The organism is Lacticaseibacillus sp. 22, from assembly GCF_055413445.1.
In genome coordinates, this window is sequence record NZ_JBVAYD010000041.1 from 1 (window position 1) to 13,033 (window position 13,033).

Below are 13,033 nucleotides of genomic sequence, written 5' to 3' on the forward strand. Positions count from 1 at the left end.
GTGAACCCGGAAATTAAAATCAGCCTCAGAGACAGTTTCGTCTCTGGGGCTGATTCAGTGTCGTGCTGGTATGACAAGTCATAATTTGGCATACCAACCTAGTAGTTTTTGGTTATTTGTTTGTCTTGATAATTGTTTCTGCCTGACTTTGCAGCGTCTTCAAAGCTTGGTCTGGTTTTTCGTGTTTCGTCAGCATAGCATCAACCGCGTTCAGAAGATCGTTGCGATATTCCGAGAAGCCGATGAAGGCAGTGGATTGGAAACCGAAGCCGAGTGAATCAACGGCTGCTTTGCTGGTTGGATTATCACTGAGATATTTCTTGAAGTCAGCTGATTGAACCGCGGATTTACGCAGCGGAACATAACCGGTTAATTGTGCCCACTTGGAAGTTTCCTTTTCAGATAGCAGGAACTTCATGAATGCCCAAGCACCTTTTTGCTGATCAGTAGAAGCGGATTTGAAGAGGACAATATCGTTGCCGGCCAGTTCAGTTGCTTTCTTACCCTTGTAACTTGGTAGTGGCATGGTGCCCCACTTAAAGTCTTTAGGCGCATTTTGCTTCATGTTGGTGATGCCGGCACTGGAGCCCGCGTAGAAGAGCGTTTTGCCGGAAGTGAAGTTCTTATCGCCATAAATATCTTCACCAGCGGTTTTAGCCTCGCCGTTGTTCACCATATCCATGATGAAGTTGGCTGCGGTTAAAGTCTTCTTGCTGTCCAGGTTTGCCTTCAGCGGGTTAGCAGAAACAAGCGGATTGCCTGCTTGGCGTGCAAGTCCTTCGAATTCCATATCGAAACTCTTGTCAAAGCCAATTGCCGCAACGCCGTCAGCCTTGAGCTTCTCGGCATCCTTCTTAATGTCTTCCCAGCTCTTTGGCTTATCGATGTTGTACTTCTTCATCAGTGCTTCATTATAAAAGAGAATCCGCGTTGACTTGGAGAATGGCACGCTATAGTACTTGCCTTGGTACTTGGAGCTAGACAAGAAGGCTGGGTAGATATCCTTCAAGTCGCTATTGCTCATTTTGTCATCACCTTTAAGCATGTATTGATCAAGCGGGGTGATGAAACCATTTTTCACATAATCAGGAACGGTGGTGTAGGTTGTCTGCGCAATTGTCGGGAGATTACGCGACTTTGCGGCAGCCATAATCTTTTGCTGCAACGCGGTGTAATTGCCTTGCGCAGTGCCGACAACTTTATACTGCTTTTGGCTCTTGTTGAAGTCCGTGATGATCTGATTAAGCGCCTTTTGATAAGGACCGTTCATCCCATGCCAAAAGGTGATCGTCACACGTTTACCCGAATCGCTCTTAGTCGTGGAACTGGATTTGCTGCTACTGTTGCTGCCGCATGCGGTTAAGATGGCAACCAACATGACCGTAAACATTGCAAGTAATGCTTTTACCCAAGTTTGCTTTTTCATTTTGATAGATTATCCTTTCAATCCAGCTTTAGAAATCCCAGCAATAATGTACTTCTGCAAGAAGATATACAAAATAACCATTGGAATGATGACGAATGTGGAAGCCGCCATCAAAAGTTGATATTGTGTGCCGGCATCAGTTGTGAAGGCCTGTAAGCCGACTGGCAAGGTGCGCATTTTGTCGGAGTTTGTGACGATCAAAGGCCACATGAATGCGTTCCATGACCCGATCACCTGAAGGACGGTAACCGCTGTGATCGTGGACTTGCTCATTGGAACGAGCACCTGCCATAGATACTTCCAATCCGATGCCCCGTCGATTTTGGCGGCATAATAAATCTGATCCGGCGTCGATTGGAAAGTTTGACGCAACGTGAAGACGGTAAAGAAGCTGGCCAGCCACGGAAGAATCAGCGCTCCGTAGTGGTCGATTTGTCCTAAGTGCGACAAGGTGACGAAATTGGGGATGATCAACATTTCACCAGGAATCATCATGGTTCCCAAGAAAATGATAAACAGAATATTCTTGCCATAGAACTTCAACCGTGAAAAAGCGAAAGCAGCAAGAATACTGGTGAAAAGCTGTCCAACCGTGGTCACCACCGTTACGATGATACTGTTGATGAAATACTGACCAAACGGCGCTTCATTCCATGCCTTAACATAGTTGCTCCACTGCAAGGCTTTTGGAATCCAAATTGGTGGAACGGCGATTGTTTCCGGTGCGGTTTTCAGTGATGTCGAAATCATCCATAGAAAGGGGATCAGCATGGTGATGGCCCCTAAAATGACGATCAGATAAAGTAAGACTTTACTGAGCTTTTTTGCCATAGTTTGCTTTTCCCCCTTAATAATGAACGTGCTTGCGCGAATACCACAGCTGCACGAGCGTCACGAGCAAGATGAGGAAGAAAAGCACAACGCCGGATGCGGCCGCAATCGGATACTTATACTCGGTGTAAAATTTCTGGTACAAGTAGTACACAATCGTTAAATCGGCCTTGCCTGGTCCCGGCGTCCCTTGGAATAAGGCAAAGATTTCATCAAACACTTTGAAACTGCCGATAATCCCGTTAACGGAAACCAAGAAAGTGATCGGTGAAAGCATCGGAATCGTGATGTTCCAAAATCGCTGACGAGCATTGGCCCCATCAATTTCAGCAGCTTCGTAATAACCGTGGTCGATGTTGTTTAAGCCAACCAGGAAAAGGATGATGTTGAAGCCCAAACTTTTCCAGATACTCATGATGATCAGTGCCAACAAGGCGTAGTGCGGATCAGTCAACCAGTTAATCGGATGAAGTCCAAACCAGCTCATGAAGTAATTGATCAAGCCGTAATTACCATGGAACATCCAATTCCAGACCATCGCAATCGCAACCGTACTTGTGACGAATGGTAAGAAATACACGGTTCGGAAAAAACCGGAAATGATCTTTACCTGATTAAGCAGCAAAGCAATGATTAATGACAAAACAACCGTTATCGGGACAACCCCGATGACAAAAACCAAGGTGTTGCGCACTGCCAAATGAAAATCAGGATCATTCCAGAGATAGACAAAATTGTCAAAGCCCCAGCCGCTGACCTTATCCGTGTAAAAATCATACTTGGTGTACAGACTCATTAAAAAGGAATTAATGATCGGCCAGATATTGAAGGTGATGGTAATGACGAGCATTGGCAGTAAATAGAGTGCTGCTTTAGCCGTCGATTTGAGCGTGGCTTTTTCATTCAGCATGACTTTCACCACCAAAAATCAAGGCGCCAGACTGATCAAAGAGAAAAAATCCTGATTTAGTGATGTAAAAATCCAACTCCGGCTGACGACTGGAAACGCCAGCCATTTCGGTAGACAGAAGCCGCTCGCCGTTATAATCAATATCGGCAGTCGCCTCACGTCCATATTTGGAACTATGCGTGATCTTGCCATGGAACTTGGCAAGGACATTTTCGCCAGCATCATAAGGGATAATGGCTTCACTACGAATGCCGGCAGTGACAGCTTGTTTCAAAATCGCCTCTGGTACCGCATTAGCTAAATCAGCTGATAATGCCTGTGCCGGGATCGTGTTAATAACAGGTTCGCCGATAAACTTAGCAACGAACAGGTTGTTAGGCTGATCGTAGAGGGTCTGTGGCGAACTAAACTGCTGAATGGACCCGTTTGCAAGCACCATAATGTTGTCGGAAATATGCAGGGCTTCGTCTTGATCATGGGTGACGAAAATGGTGGTGACGCCGGTTTCACGTTGAATCCGGCGAATTTCTTCACGCATCTCGATTCGTAACCGCGCGTCAAGGTTGGACAGTGGTTCGTCAAGCAGCAAAAGACTTGGCGATTTGGCTAACGCGCGCGCAATGGCGACTCGCTGCTGTTGACCACCGGATAAAGCTCCCGGTTTTTTGTCAAGCTGGTCTTCAACGTGCACCAATTTGGCAAGGTCTTTAGCTTTGGCGTGGCGCTCGGCTTTTCCGACTTTAGCCATCTTCAGTGGAAAGGCAATATTGTCCAAGACCGACAAGTGCGGATACAGACTGTAGTTCTGAAATACCATGCCGACTTTACGGGCTAAGGCATCTTTTTTAGTGACATCCGTATCACCAAAGAAAATTTGCCCGGCAGTTGGCGCCAACAGTCCCGAAATCAAATTCAGTGTCGTGGTCTTACCGCCGCCGGAAGGACCCAGCAGGGAAACCAGCGTGCCATCGGGAATGGTAAAATTCAGATCCTTCAGGGTATCTTTCTTGCCATCGTAGGACATCGTGACGTCCTTGAAAGTAACTTTCAACCCAGTACGCTCCTTCGAATAGTTTTCTGCTCCTCACCTCCGTTCGTCGGTCCCACGCAAACATGCCGGTGGGGTCGCGCCAAAAAGAAAATTTGGAACAAGATATTGTGGTGCCGCCACTTCACTAAAGCATATCTAGGGGGCGGGGCGACAACACAACTCTTCACATATTTTAACCCAGTTTCACTCAAAATTGGACTCATTCGCTTAAAAACATTTGATTGTTACACAACAAGCGATAAGACGCGAACGTTCGGCTTCTCTGCTATAATAAATTCATGAAAAAGGAGCGATTTTTGTGATCATACGTCCAAGTAAACCAGCAGATGCTGCTCAGGTGGCCCCGCTGATCGATATTGTCTTTACTGAAATGGAAATACCGCAGTTAATGCGGGTTCCAAAACCAACCTTATATGCAGTTTTGCAACAAGCATTTCTACTGCCCACTTATCGTTACGGTTATCCACAAATTCTGGTAGCCGATCAGGATGGGCATATTGAAGGGATTGCGGTTGGGTATTTGCACGAACAAGAAGCACATATCGATGATGCTTTACGTCCTTTGTTGCCAAAACTTGGGTTAACCCCGCAATCATCTTTGTTTACGGATACCGAAACTTATCCAGGCGAATGGTATCTTGACACCTTAGCCGTGGCGGCCACTGCGCAAGGACATGGCATTGGAACCAAGTTATTACAAGCGGTTGATCCGGTTGCCCGCGCCCGCAAAGCCGATGTGGTCAGTTTGAACGTGGATAAGCAGAATCCGCGGGCTAAGAAGTTATATGAACGCAATGGCTTTGTCAAAAATGGCGAGCTGATGATTGGCAGCCATCGCTACGATCATATGATTCGGCCAGTTGGTGATTAAGTGAAAAGTCGGCACTTACAGCTGGTAGTGGAACCAAACAAAACGGCACTCGCGATGGGAAATCTTTTGCGAGTGCCGTTTTGTTTTTCTTACCATACTTAAGGTATCGTCCATTTTTTGTATCATTACAGCAGTTAAAGCCTCAGTCGGGGAAGTCCAGACCATATTCATAACGTTTCAACGGATCCGCCACCCCGACATGGCGGAAGCGGTCGAGGATAGCCGCCAGCAAAATGGCAGCAGGAATGTCCCGATTGCTGGGAATCGTAAGCTTAACAATTGCCGGAGCGACTTCTTCGGCACTAAAAATGGTTTTGACGCCATGGAAGACCTGATAATGATTGTTGAGCAAGTTACCCATGGCGACCCAATTAAGTTTGGAGATAAAAATGAATTGGTGCCAGACGCCAAACATTTTTTTGACACTGGCAACATTACGATCGGCAATATATAAGTCATAGCGAGGAAAAACGCTGACTGTTTTTTGACGAATCGAACCGAGCGGATTGCCGCTTAGTGTGTTCAAATCAAATCCGCCATTGATAATACCGTGGCGGGCCGTCAAAATATACGCCGGTTTGCCATTGTCGGTTTTCACCACACTCAGACTGCCGGTACTTAACGCATTCATATCAAGATATAACGCCATTTGCAGACCTCCCAGGAAAGGTCACATGCTGTGTTTAACCGCAAAGATTAGAAATGGGCATTTGATGCTTCTGCCTTGTTAACGCGAATAGCCTTGCGAATTGCGGCGGCAACGCCATTTTCGCTGTTGGTTTTGGTGGTATCCCATGCCAAAGCAGTGATTTCAGGAATCGCATTTCCCATCGCAACGCCATACTTGGCCATTTTAATCATGCTAGCATCGTTGAGATTATCGCCAATCGTCATGACTTCATCCATCGTGATACCCCGTTGCTTGGCATAAGCTTCAACGGCATAACCCTTTTGTGCTTTAATATTGTTAACTTCAATGTTGTTGGCCGAACTTGAGGTGACACTGAGTTTGCCGGTGGCTTCAAAAGTCTTTGCGGGTGCTTTTAAAATATCATGCCGTTCACCGGTAAACGCGATGAACTTCATAATCTGGATCGTTGGATCGTCCAATAATTCTTGGTAGTTATCAACGTAATTGATATTCATCAGTTCAAGTCGAGCAGCCGCCAGTGCCACCGCAAGTTTGTAAGTTGTATCAGGATTCAGATCAACGAGCAGATCGGCAACATTTTGAATCCGCTCTACGCGACTATCTGAGAAGACGCCTTTGTTGGTGACAACTTCAAAGTAAATGTTGTCTTTTTGCAGCTTTTTGACAATATAATCGTTTAGATCGTCAGCAATTGGAATTGTGACCACGAGCTTGCCAGCCTCGTCAAAAACCATTGCGCCATTTAACGTGATGAAGGCGGGTTTTAAGTTCTGAGCTGCCAATAAGGGTTTTGCCTCAGTCACGCCGCGTCCGGTTGCAACCATGAATTCGATACCAGCGGCTTGCGCTTCACGGATGGCCTGGGCGTTTTCGTCTGAGACTTCCATTTTGTCATTCAAAAGGGTGCCATCCATGTCCGATGCAATAAGTTTAATCATATTTACAGTTCCCTCCGGTTTGTCATGGTGCCGTTACGATTTTAATTTTAGCATGAAAAACGCTTGCCCGGTAGCAAACGTGCTGGGATTCTTGTACACTATTTGCGGAGGTGCAGCTTTTGAAAACATTAATCCATAATGATTGGCAGACGGTTCTGGAACCGATTTTTGAAAGTTCCGAATATGCACGGCTGCATGGCTTTTTAAAAGAAGAGTATGCCACTAAAACGATCTATCCCGAGATGCATCATATCTTCCAGGCCTTCGAATGGACCCCGTTTCATGATGTTAAAGTGGTGATTTTAGGCCAGGATCCTTACCACAATCCGCATCAGGCAGTGGGGGCTAGTTTTGCGGTTGCGCCTGGCGTTGCCTTGCCACCATCACTGCAGAATATTTATAAAGAATTGCAAAGCGACTTAGGGTATCCACCTGTGCACCACGGCTATCTTAAAGCGTGGGCGAATCAAGGCGTTTTATTGCTCAATGCGGTCCTGACCGTGCAGGCTGGACACGCGTATTCGCATCAGAATCACGGCTGGGAAGCATTAACCGATGCCGCGATTGCCGCTTTGTCAGCGCGCGGTGGCGTCGTGTTCATTTTATGGGGCAATGCGGCCAAGAAAAAAGCCGCCTTGATTGACACTTCTAAAAATGCCATCATTGCGTCCGCACATCCAAGTCCTTTATCAGCATCACGTGGTTTTTTTGGTAGTCGGCCGTTTTCTCGCACGAATGAGGCATTAGAGAAAATGGGAGAGACGCCGATTAATTGGCAGCTGCCAGAGACGGTTACGACAGAAAATTAAAATGATAGCAACAGCCGTTTAAGTGGTGCAAACCAGTGATTCCCATTTGTCTCAGCGTGGACAGTGGGGTGTTGAGGAACAAGCAGCCGATTTTTCCTTCTGACTTCTGCTGGTCATAACCCAATAAAAACGGTATGATGATACAGAATAAAGCGCTTTTATGGAGGGATAAAGTTTGGACCTATTTGAAAGCTTAAAAGATAAAATTAACGGTAAACATTTGCGGATTGTATTTCCGGAAGGCGAGGATCCGCGAGTTTTAGGCGCTGCAGTTCGGCTTGCAGCTGATGGCCTGGTTCAGGCAATTGTCTTAGGTAACCCGGATAAGATTCAAAGCCTGGCCGCCGAAAAAAGCTGGGATCTGAGTAAATTAACCGTACGCGATCCTGAACATGACGAGCTCCATGACCAAATGGTGACGGCGTTTGTCGAGCGGCGTAAAGGTAAGGCGACCCAAGAACAAGCCGAAAAGATTGTTCAGAATGCCAATTATTTTGGGACCATGCTCGTTTACATGAAGAAAGCTGACGGGATGGTCTCCGGTGCGGTCCATTCAACGGCTGACACGGTGCGCCCGGCGTTACAGATCATTAAAACGCGGCCTGGGGTTCATTTAGTGAGTGGTGCTTTCATCATGCAACGCGGTCGGGATGAACGATACTTATTTGCCGATAACGCGATTAACATCGATCCGGATGCTGACCAATTGGCTGAGATTGCGATTGAATCGGCTAAAACTGCCGCATTGTTTGATATCGAACCACCACGCGTGGCTTTGTTATCATTCTCGACCAAAGGCAGTGCTAAGGGACCGCAAGTGGATAAAGTGGTTGAAGCAACCAAAAAGGCGCATGAATTGGCACCGGATTTGGCTTTGGATGGCGAATTACAGTTTGATGCTGCCTTTGTTCCAACCGTTGCCAAGCAAAAGGCTCCTGATTCCAAGGTAGCCGGGGAAGCTAACGTCTTTATTTTCCCGGAACTGCAATCAGGTAACATTGGCTACAAAATTGCCCAGCGATTCGGCGGTTTTGAAGCGATTGGGCCAATTCTTCAGGGACTGAATCAACCGGTTTCCGATTTAAGCCGTGGTGCAAATGAAGAAGACGTCTATAAACTGGCCATTATCACGGCGGCCCAGACCTTGCTATGACAAGCTTAAAGAAAGATTTCACCAGTGAAGCTGCACTGCAGGCCTTTGCTGCTTCACTGGGACCGCATCTGCAAGCAGGCGATGTGTTACTGTTGGACGGTGATCTTGGCGCTGGCAAGACTAGTTTTACCAAAGGCTTGGCTAAGGGGTTGGGCATTACGGATTATGTCAAAAGCCCGACTTTCACGATCATTCGTGAATATCGCCATGGTCGCCTGCCGCTTTATCATATGGATCTTTATCGTTTGGAAGATGGTGGCGCCGAGGATTTAGGGTTGGAAGAATATTTCGAAGGTGACGGCGTTTCGGTTGTCGAGTGGCCTGACTTTCTGGGGCTTAGTGAACCGGAAACCGATCTGCTGATTCATTTTCAAAAGGATGATAATTCGGATACCACACGTCACTTAGAACTGGTTCCCCGTGGTCCGCGTTATGAGGCGTTACTTCAAAGCCTCAGCTAATGTGTTAATGATGGTTTGCTAGAGAACATTCGGAAAAACAGGATCGAGCATGATCGCAAGTCGAAAAAGCGATGCCCGGTGCTGTTTTTTTGTTTGAATCAGCCGAGTAATTGTCTAGCTGAACGCTCATATTTTGATAACTAAAGTTTGCATGCTAAACTAATAGCAATGTGAGCTGTTGAACGAATAGGAAGGTAGGTGCAAAATGTTAGAAATCAAGGATCTGGTCAAGACTTTCGGTACCATGACCGCCGTTGATCATGTGAGCTTCACGGTAAAACCCGGTGAGATCATGGGATTGATCGGACAAAATGGCGCAGGTAAAACTACGACTTTTCGAATGATTCTGAATTTCCTGACGCCTGATTCTGGCACCATTAGTTGGAACGGGCAACCACTGACGGCCAAAGATTACGATATCATTGGCTATTTGCCGGAAGAACGCGGGTTATATCCTAAAATGCGGGTGCAGGATCAAATTGTTTATTTTGCCCGGTTGCGGGGTATGAAAACAGCTGAAATCAAAGCGAGGATTCCGGAATGGCTGGAACGGTTTCAGGTTAAAGGTAAGGCTACGGATAAGATCAAGGATTTAAGCAAAGGCAATCAGCAAAAAGTTCAAGTGATCGCGACAATGATACATATGCCAAAGCTGGTCATTCTTGACGAACCGTTTTCCGGACTCGACCCGGTTAATGCCAGTTTGTTAATGGCCGGCATCGAGATGCTTAAAGACAACGGCGCAGCGATTATCTATTCCAGCCACGATATGGCCAATGTTGAAGCCATTTCGGATCATTTGGTGATGCTTAAACAAGGGCGTATGGTCTTGAATGGTGCCGTAAATGCCATTCGGGAAAGCTTTGGCCGCACAAAACTGTTTATTGAATCTGGCTTGTCGGAAGCGGAATTACAAGCATTTGACGGGGTGACACGTCTTCGTCAGCACGGACAGGAGTTTGAGTTGACACTGGCGGATCCCGCAGTAGGACGGCAAATTTTTGCCAAAGCGGTAGCAAATGGCTACATACCGGAATTTCGCCAACAACCGCCTACCCTTGATGAAATTTTCCGCCTGAAAGTAGGTGAATCAAATGCATAAGTTTTGGGTCGTCATGAGTCAGGTTTACAAAAAGAACGTCAAAAGTGGTTCGTGGATTTTCCTAGTGTTGTCGCCATTGCTTTTTCTGGCAATTGGGGTCGGCATTGCGTTTTATGTAGCCAAAACACAAGCACCTGCCCAAGTGGCCGTTGTCAGTGACGTTAGCGCCGTGGGTCAGGCATTAAGCAAACAAAGTACCGATGACTTAAAGTTTAAGGTTTATTCGTCAGATAAAAAAGCCAATGCTGCTTTAAATGATGAGAAGATTGACGGCGTTTTAACGGTGAAGGCCGCTGACCATTTCCGTTCCCATTATGTAGCGCGCGATAACGGGCAAACGGTTGACACGTCGACCCTTGTCACCGCACTGAGCGGCCTTAAGCTCAGCAGTACCGCTGCCAGCATGCACTTGACGCCTGCACAAGTTACCGCCTTAACGCAACCGCCTGTGGTTACCTCAAAAACAGTCGCGATTGAAGATGGCAAGCAAGTACCCAAATCAGACTCCACGCAACTCATGAACCATGGTGTTGCCGTTGTGTCGATGGTGCTGATTCTGATGGTGACGATGGTTTACGGCTCCATTCTCGCGCAGGAAATCGCGACGGAAAAAGGCTCCCGGATTATGGAGATCCTTTTATCATCCGTCAGTGCCACGACTCAGTTCTTCGGTAAACTGGCCGGGATCTTCGCCTTGTTGTTGACGCAGCTGGCAATTTATCTTGTTGCCGGATTGATTGGTTGGCAATTCCTTAAAAACCAAAGCATGGTCGCAGGGGTCTTGAAACAGTTTGATTTCTCGATTCTATTTTCCGGGACTACTGGCATGATCGCGATCTTCTTTGTTATTGGAACACTAACATTTTCGGTGTTAGCTGCCTTGACGGGTTCGCTGGTTTCCAATCAGGAGCAGGTGCAACAAGCTGCTATGCCGATTAGCATGCTGGGTTTAGTTGGCTACTTCATTACCATTGCCGCGCAGTCAGGTGATTCAATGCTTGCTCAAATAGCCAGTTATGTGCCGTTTTTAAATGTCTTCGTGATGCCGACGCAAATGTCACTGGGACGAGCAAGTATGGGCGAAGCGTGGATCAGTATTGCAATTAGCATCGCCTTCTTGGCCTTATTTACAATGTTCACGGTCAAAGTCTATCGCAACAATGTGTTGGTTTACTCAGGCTCCGGCTTGTGGCAGTCGATGAAGACATCCTTTAGCATCTGGAAGTCAGAGCGGCATGTCGTAAAAAGATAAGCTGAAAAAGAAATTGTGAACGCTTGACTGAACGGGTAAATAAAAATGGCTGGCAAAGATGCATTTCAACATTTGACGAGCAGCGTGCTGTTTACAATTTGAAAATAAAAACGAGTGCAATTTTTCGTGTTAAGCTGCAGCGAAAATTGCACTCGTTTTTTAGTTTTATGCGCTAATTTGTTAATCGTCAGCCTGCTTTAGCTAATTTCATCATGGCTTTAGTCCGCGCCTCACCAAAATGTTCATTTTCGGCAATGAGGATTCTTGCGCAGGCATAACTGTCCGCTAAGGCGTTGTGATGGTGCTCAAGCGGAATCTTGAGTGCAGCACTGACTGTATCCAAACGATGATTCGGTAACTTTGGTAAAAACTGCCGTGATGTTTTAACCGTATCAATGACCTGATAGCGTGGCGCGGCAATGCCATAGCGATCAAGTGTCAAGCGCAATACGGAAACGTCAAACGGTGCGTTGTGGGCGGTGACAATCCGACCAGGCGTATAAAACATTTGAATATGCGGCCAAACCCGATCAAAAGTCGGCTGGTCTTGAACCATATCAGGTGTAATCCCGTGAATCCGAATGTTTTGCGGGTCAAATTGCATCTGCGGGTTGATCAGTGTGTAAAAACTGTCAACAACTCGATTTTGTTGCACGACGACTAAGGCAAGCGAGCAAGCCGAAGCCCGTTTGCGATTTGCCGTTTCAAAATCCATCGCAATAAAATCCATGTCATCTTCTCCTAAACTAAGTCCTGAGTCACCAATTCGACGGGACAGTGATCGCTGCCCATAATTTGCGTTAAAATCTTAGCATCCTGAATGTAAGGTTGAAAGGCTGAGCTGGCGACAAAATAATCAATCCGCCAGCCGGCATTGTTAGCTCGCGCGTGGAAGCGATAACTCCACCAGGAATATGTGACCGTATCCGGGTAAAAATGGCGGAACGTGTCAATGAAGCCACTATTGAGCTGTTTGGTAAAATCAGCACGCTCTTCATCGGTAAAGCCGGCGTTGTGGTGATTGGTTTTGTCATTTTTCAGGTCGATGGGTTCATGGGCAACATTTAAATCGCCACAGTAAACGAGTGGTTTCTTTGCTGCCAGTTCATTCGTGTACGCGAGAAAATCCCGATCCCACTGCTGGCGATAATCGAGTCGTTTGAGCTCGCCACCGGAATTAGGCGTATAGACCGTCATTAAATAAAACTTGGTATATTCAAGCGTAATGATCCGCCCTTCGGTATCATGTTCAGGGATGCCCATGCCATACGTGACATTCAGCGGCTTGTGCTTAGTAAAAATGGCGGTTCCCGAATAACCTTTACGTTCGGCATAATTAAAATATTGATAGTAGCCGGGCAAATCGAGTTCTACCTGACCAGCCTGCATCTTCGTTTCCTGAAGACAAAACCAATCTGCATCCAATTCGTTAAAAATCGTCATAAAGTCTTTTTTTAAAACTGCTCGTAAGCCGTTTACATTCCATGAAATCATTTTCAACATGCTTCACTCCTATCGCTGCTATGCGCCTTCATTTTACTAGACTTTACGGGTGAATGCGACTGGTGCTCATAGGT

14 protein-coding genes are annotated in these 13,033 nt (G+C 46.5%); 6 read left to right on the forward strand and 8 right to left on the reverse strand.

The window, feature by feature from the left end; genetic code table 11:
• Positions 1-112: 112 nt before the first annotated feature.
• From ACWP87_RS13045 to ACWP87_RS13060, 4 genes are read right to left on the reverse strand one after another with little or no spacing between them, the layout of a single operon-like run.
• Positions 113-1,426, reverse strand: coding sequence for an ABC transporter substrate-binding protein (locus ACWP87_RS13045; RefSeq protein WP_014569381.1), 1,314 nt, complete (start codon positions 1,424-1,426; stop codon positions 113-115).
• A 9-nt stretch (positions 1,427-1,435) separates the two neighbouring features.
• Positions 1,436-2,257, reverse strand: a complete 822-nt coding sequence (locus tag ACWP87_RS13050) for a carbohydrate ABC transporter permease (RefSeq protein WP_005684550.1) — start codon at positions 2,255-2,257, stop codon at positions 1,436-1,438.
• Between the two features lie 16 nt (positions 2,258-2,273).
• Positions 2,274-3,167, reverse strand: coding sequence for a carbohydrate ABC transporter permease (locus ACWP87_RS13055; RefSeq protein ID WP_005684552.1), 894 nt, complete (start codon positions 3,165-3,167; stop codon positions 2,274-2,276).
• Positions 3,157-4,218 carry an ABC transporter ATP-binding protein gene (locus tag ACWP87_RS13060; protein ID WP_005684553.1) on the reverse strand — a complete coding sequence of 354 codons (1,062 nt, stop codon included), beginning with the start codon at positions 4,216-4,218 and terminating at the stop codon, positions 3,157-3,159. The genes ACWP87_RS13055 and ACWP87_RS13060 overlap by 11 nt, the downstream gene beginning before the upstream one ends.
• Positions 4,219-4,516: 298 nt before the next feature.
• Between ACWP87_RS13060 and ACWP87_RS13065 the strand changes: the two genes are divergently transcribed.
• Positions 4,517-5,089, forward strand: coding sequence for a GNAT family N-acetyltransferase (locus ACWP87_RS13065; protein WP_005684555.1), 573 nt, complete (start codon positions 4,517-4,519; stop codon positions 5,087-5,089).
• A gap of 142 nt (positions 5,090-5,231) precedes the next feature.
• Here the strand turns inward: ACWP87_RS13065 and ACWP87_RS13070 are convergent, their stop codons facing one another.
• Together ACWP87_RS13070 and ACWP87_RS13075 are read right to left on the reverse strand one after the other, a co-directional pair.
• Positions 5,232-5,738 carry an LURP-one-related/scramblase family protein gene (locus ACWP87_RS13070; RefSeq protein ID WP_005684556.1) on the reverse strand — a complete coding sequence of 169 codons (507 nt, stop codon included), beginning with the start codon at positions 5,736-5,738 and terminating at the stop codon, positions 5,232-5,234.
• 47 nt (positions 5,739-5,785) lie between these two features.
• Complete coding sequence (locus ACWP87_RS13075; protein WP_014569382.1) at positions 5,786-6,679, reverse strand: Cof-type HAD-IIB family hydrolase; 894 nt, start codon at positions 6,677-6,679, stop codon at positions 5,786-5,788.
• Between the two features lie 119 nt (positions 6,680-6,798).
• Between ACWP87_RS13075 and ACWP87_RS13080 the strand changes: the two genes are divergently transcribed.
• The 5 genes from ACWP87_RS13080 to ACWP87_RS13100 all read left to right on the forward strand — a co-directional run bounded on the left by ACWP87_RS13080 (position 6,799) and on the right by ACWP87_RS13100 (position 11,456).
• A complete protein-coding gene (locus ACWP87_RS13080) occupies positions 6,799-7,488 on the forward strand; it encodes a uracil-DNA glycosylase (protein WP_005684558.1) in 690 nt (229 codons plus the stop codon).
• A 175-nt stretch (positions 7,489-7,663) separates the two neighbouring features.
• Positions 7,664-8,641, forward strand: a complete 978-nt coding sequence (pta, locus tag ACWP87_RS13085; protein ID WP_005684559.1) for a phosphate acetyltransferase — start codon at positions 7,664-7,666, stop codon at positions 8,639-8,641.
• Positions 8,638-9,102, forward strand: a complete 465-nt coding sequence (gene tsaE, locus ACWP87_RS13090) for a tRNA (adenosine(37)-N6)-threonylcarbamoyltransferase complex ATPase subunit type 1 TsaE (RefSeq protein WP_005684560.1) — start codon at positions 8,638-8,640, stop codon at positions 9,100-9,102. Before pta ends, tsaE begins: the two co-directional genes overlap by 4 nt.
• A 205-nt stretch (positions 9,103-9,307) precedes the next feature.
• Entirely contained in the window at positions 9,308-10,204 is an 897-nt protein-coding gene (locus ACWP87_RS13095) for an ABC transporter ATP-binding protein (protein ID WP_005684561.1), read from the forward strand.
• Positions 10,197-11,456 (forward strand): ABC transporter permease, encoded by a 1,260-nt coding sequence (locus tag ACWP87_RS13100; protein WP_005684562.1) that lies wholly within the window; start codon positions 10,197-10,199, stop codon positions 11,454-11,456. Before ACWP87_RS13095 ends, ACWP87_RS13100 begins: the two co-directional genes overlap by 8 nt.
• Before the next feature lie 187 nt (positions 11,457-11,643).
• Here the strand turns inward: ACWP87_RS13100 and ACWP87_RS13105 are convergent, their stop codons facing one another.
• Positions 11,644-12,186, reverse strand: coding sequence for a 3'-5' exonuclease (locus ACWP87_RS13105; protein WP_014569383.1), 543 nt, complete (start codon positions 12,184-12,186; stop codon positions 11,644-11,646).
• Positions 12,187-12,197: 11 nt separating this feature from the next.
• Positions 12,198-12,956 carry an exodeoxyribonuclease III gene (locus tag ACWP87_RS13110; protein WP_015764893.1) on the reverse strand — a complete coding sequence of 253 codons (759 nt, stop codon included), beginning with the start codon at positions 12,954-12,956 and terminating at the stop codon, positions 12,198-12,200.
• Positions 12,957-13,033: the final 77 nt, after the last annotated feature.

Excerpts from the sequence above, each read along its gene's own strand:
- ACWP87_RS13045 (WP_014569381.1), bottom strand. The coding sequence starts at position 1,426 with ATGAAAAAGCAAACTTGGGTAAAAGCATTACTTGCAATGTTTACGGTC.
- ACWP87_RS13050 (WP_005684550.1), bottom strand. The coding sequence starts at position 2,257 with ATGGCAAAAAAGCTCAGTAAAGTCTTACTTTATCTGATCGTCATTTTA.
- ACWP87_RS13055 (WP_005684552.1), bottom strand. The coding sequence starts at position 3,167 with ATGCTGAATGAAAAAGCCACGCTCAAATCGACGGCTAAAGCAGCACTC.
- ACWP87_RS13070 (WP_005684556.1), bottom strand. The coding sequence starts at position 5,738 with ATGGCGTTATATCTTGATATGAATGCGTTAAGTACCGGCAGTCTGAGT.
- ACWP87_RS13075 (WP_014569382.1), bottom strand. The coding sequence starts at position 6,679 with ATGATTAAACTTATTGCATCGGACATGGATGGCACCCTTTTGAATGAC.
- tsaE (WP_005684560.1), top strand. The coding sequence starts at position 8,638 with ATGACAAGCTTAAAGAAAGATTTCACCAGTGAAGCTGCACTGCAGGCC.
- ACWP87_RS13095 (WP_005684561.1), top strand. The coding sequence starts at position 9,308 with ATGTTAGAAATCAAGGATCTGGTCAAGACTTTCGGTACCATGACCGCC.
- ACWP87_RS13100 (WP_005684562.1), top strand. The coding sequence starts at position 10,197 with ATGCATAAGTTTTGGGTCGTCATGAGTCAGGTTTACAAAAAGAACGTC.
- ACWP87_RS13105 (WP_014569383.1), bottom strand. The coding sequence starts at position 12,186 with ATGGATTTTATTGCGATGGATTTTGAAACGGCAAATCGCAAACGGGCT.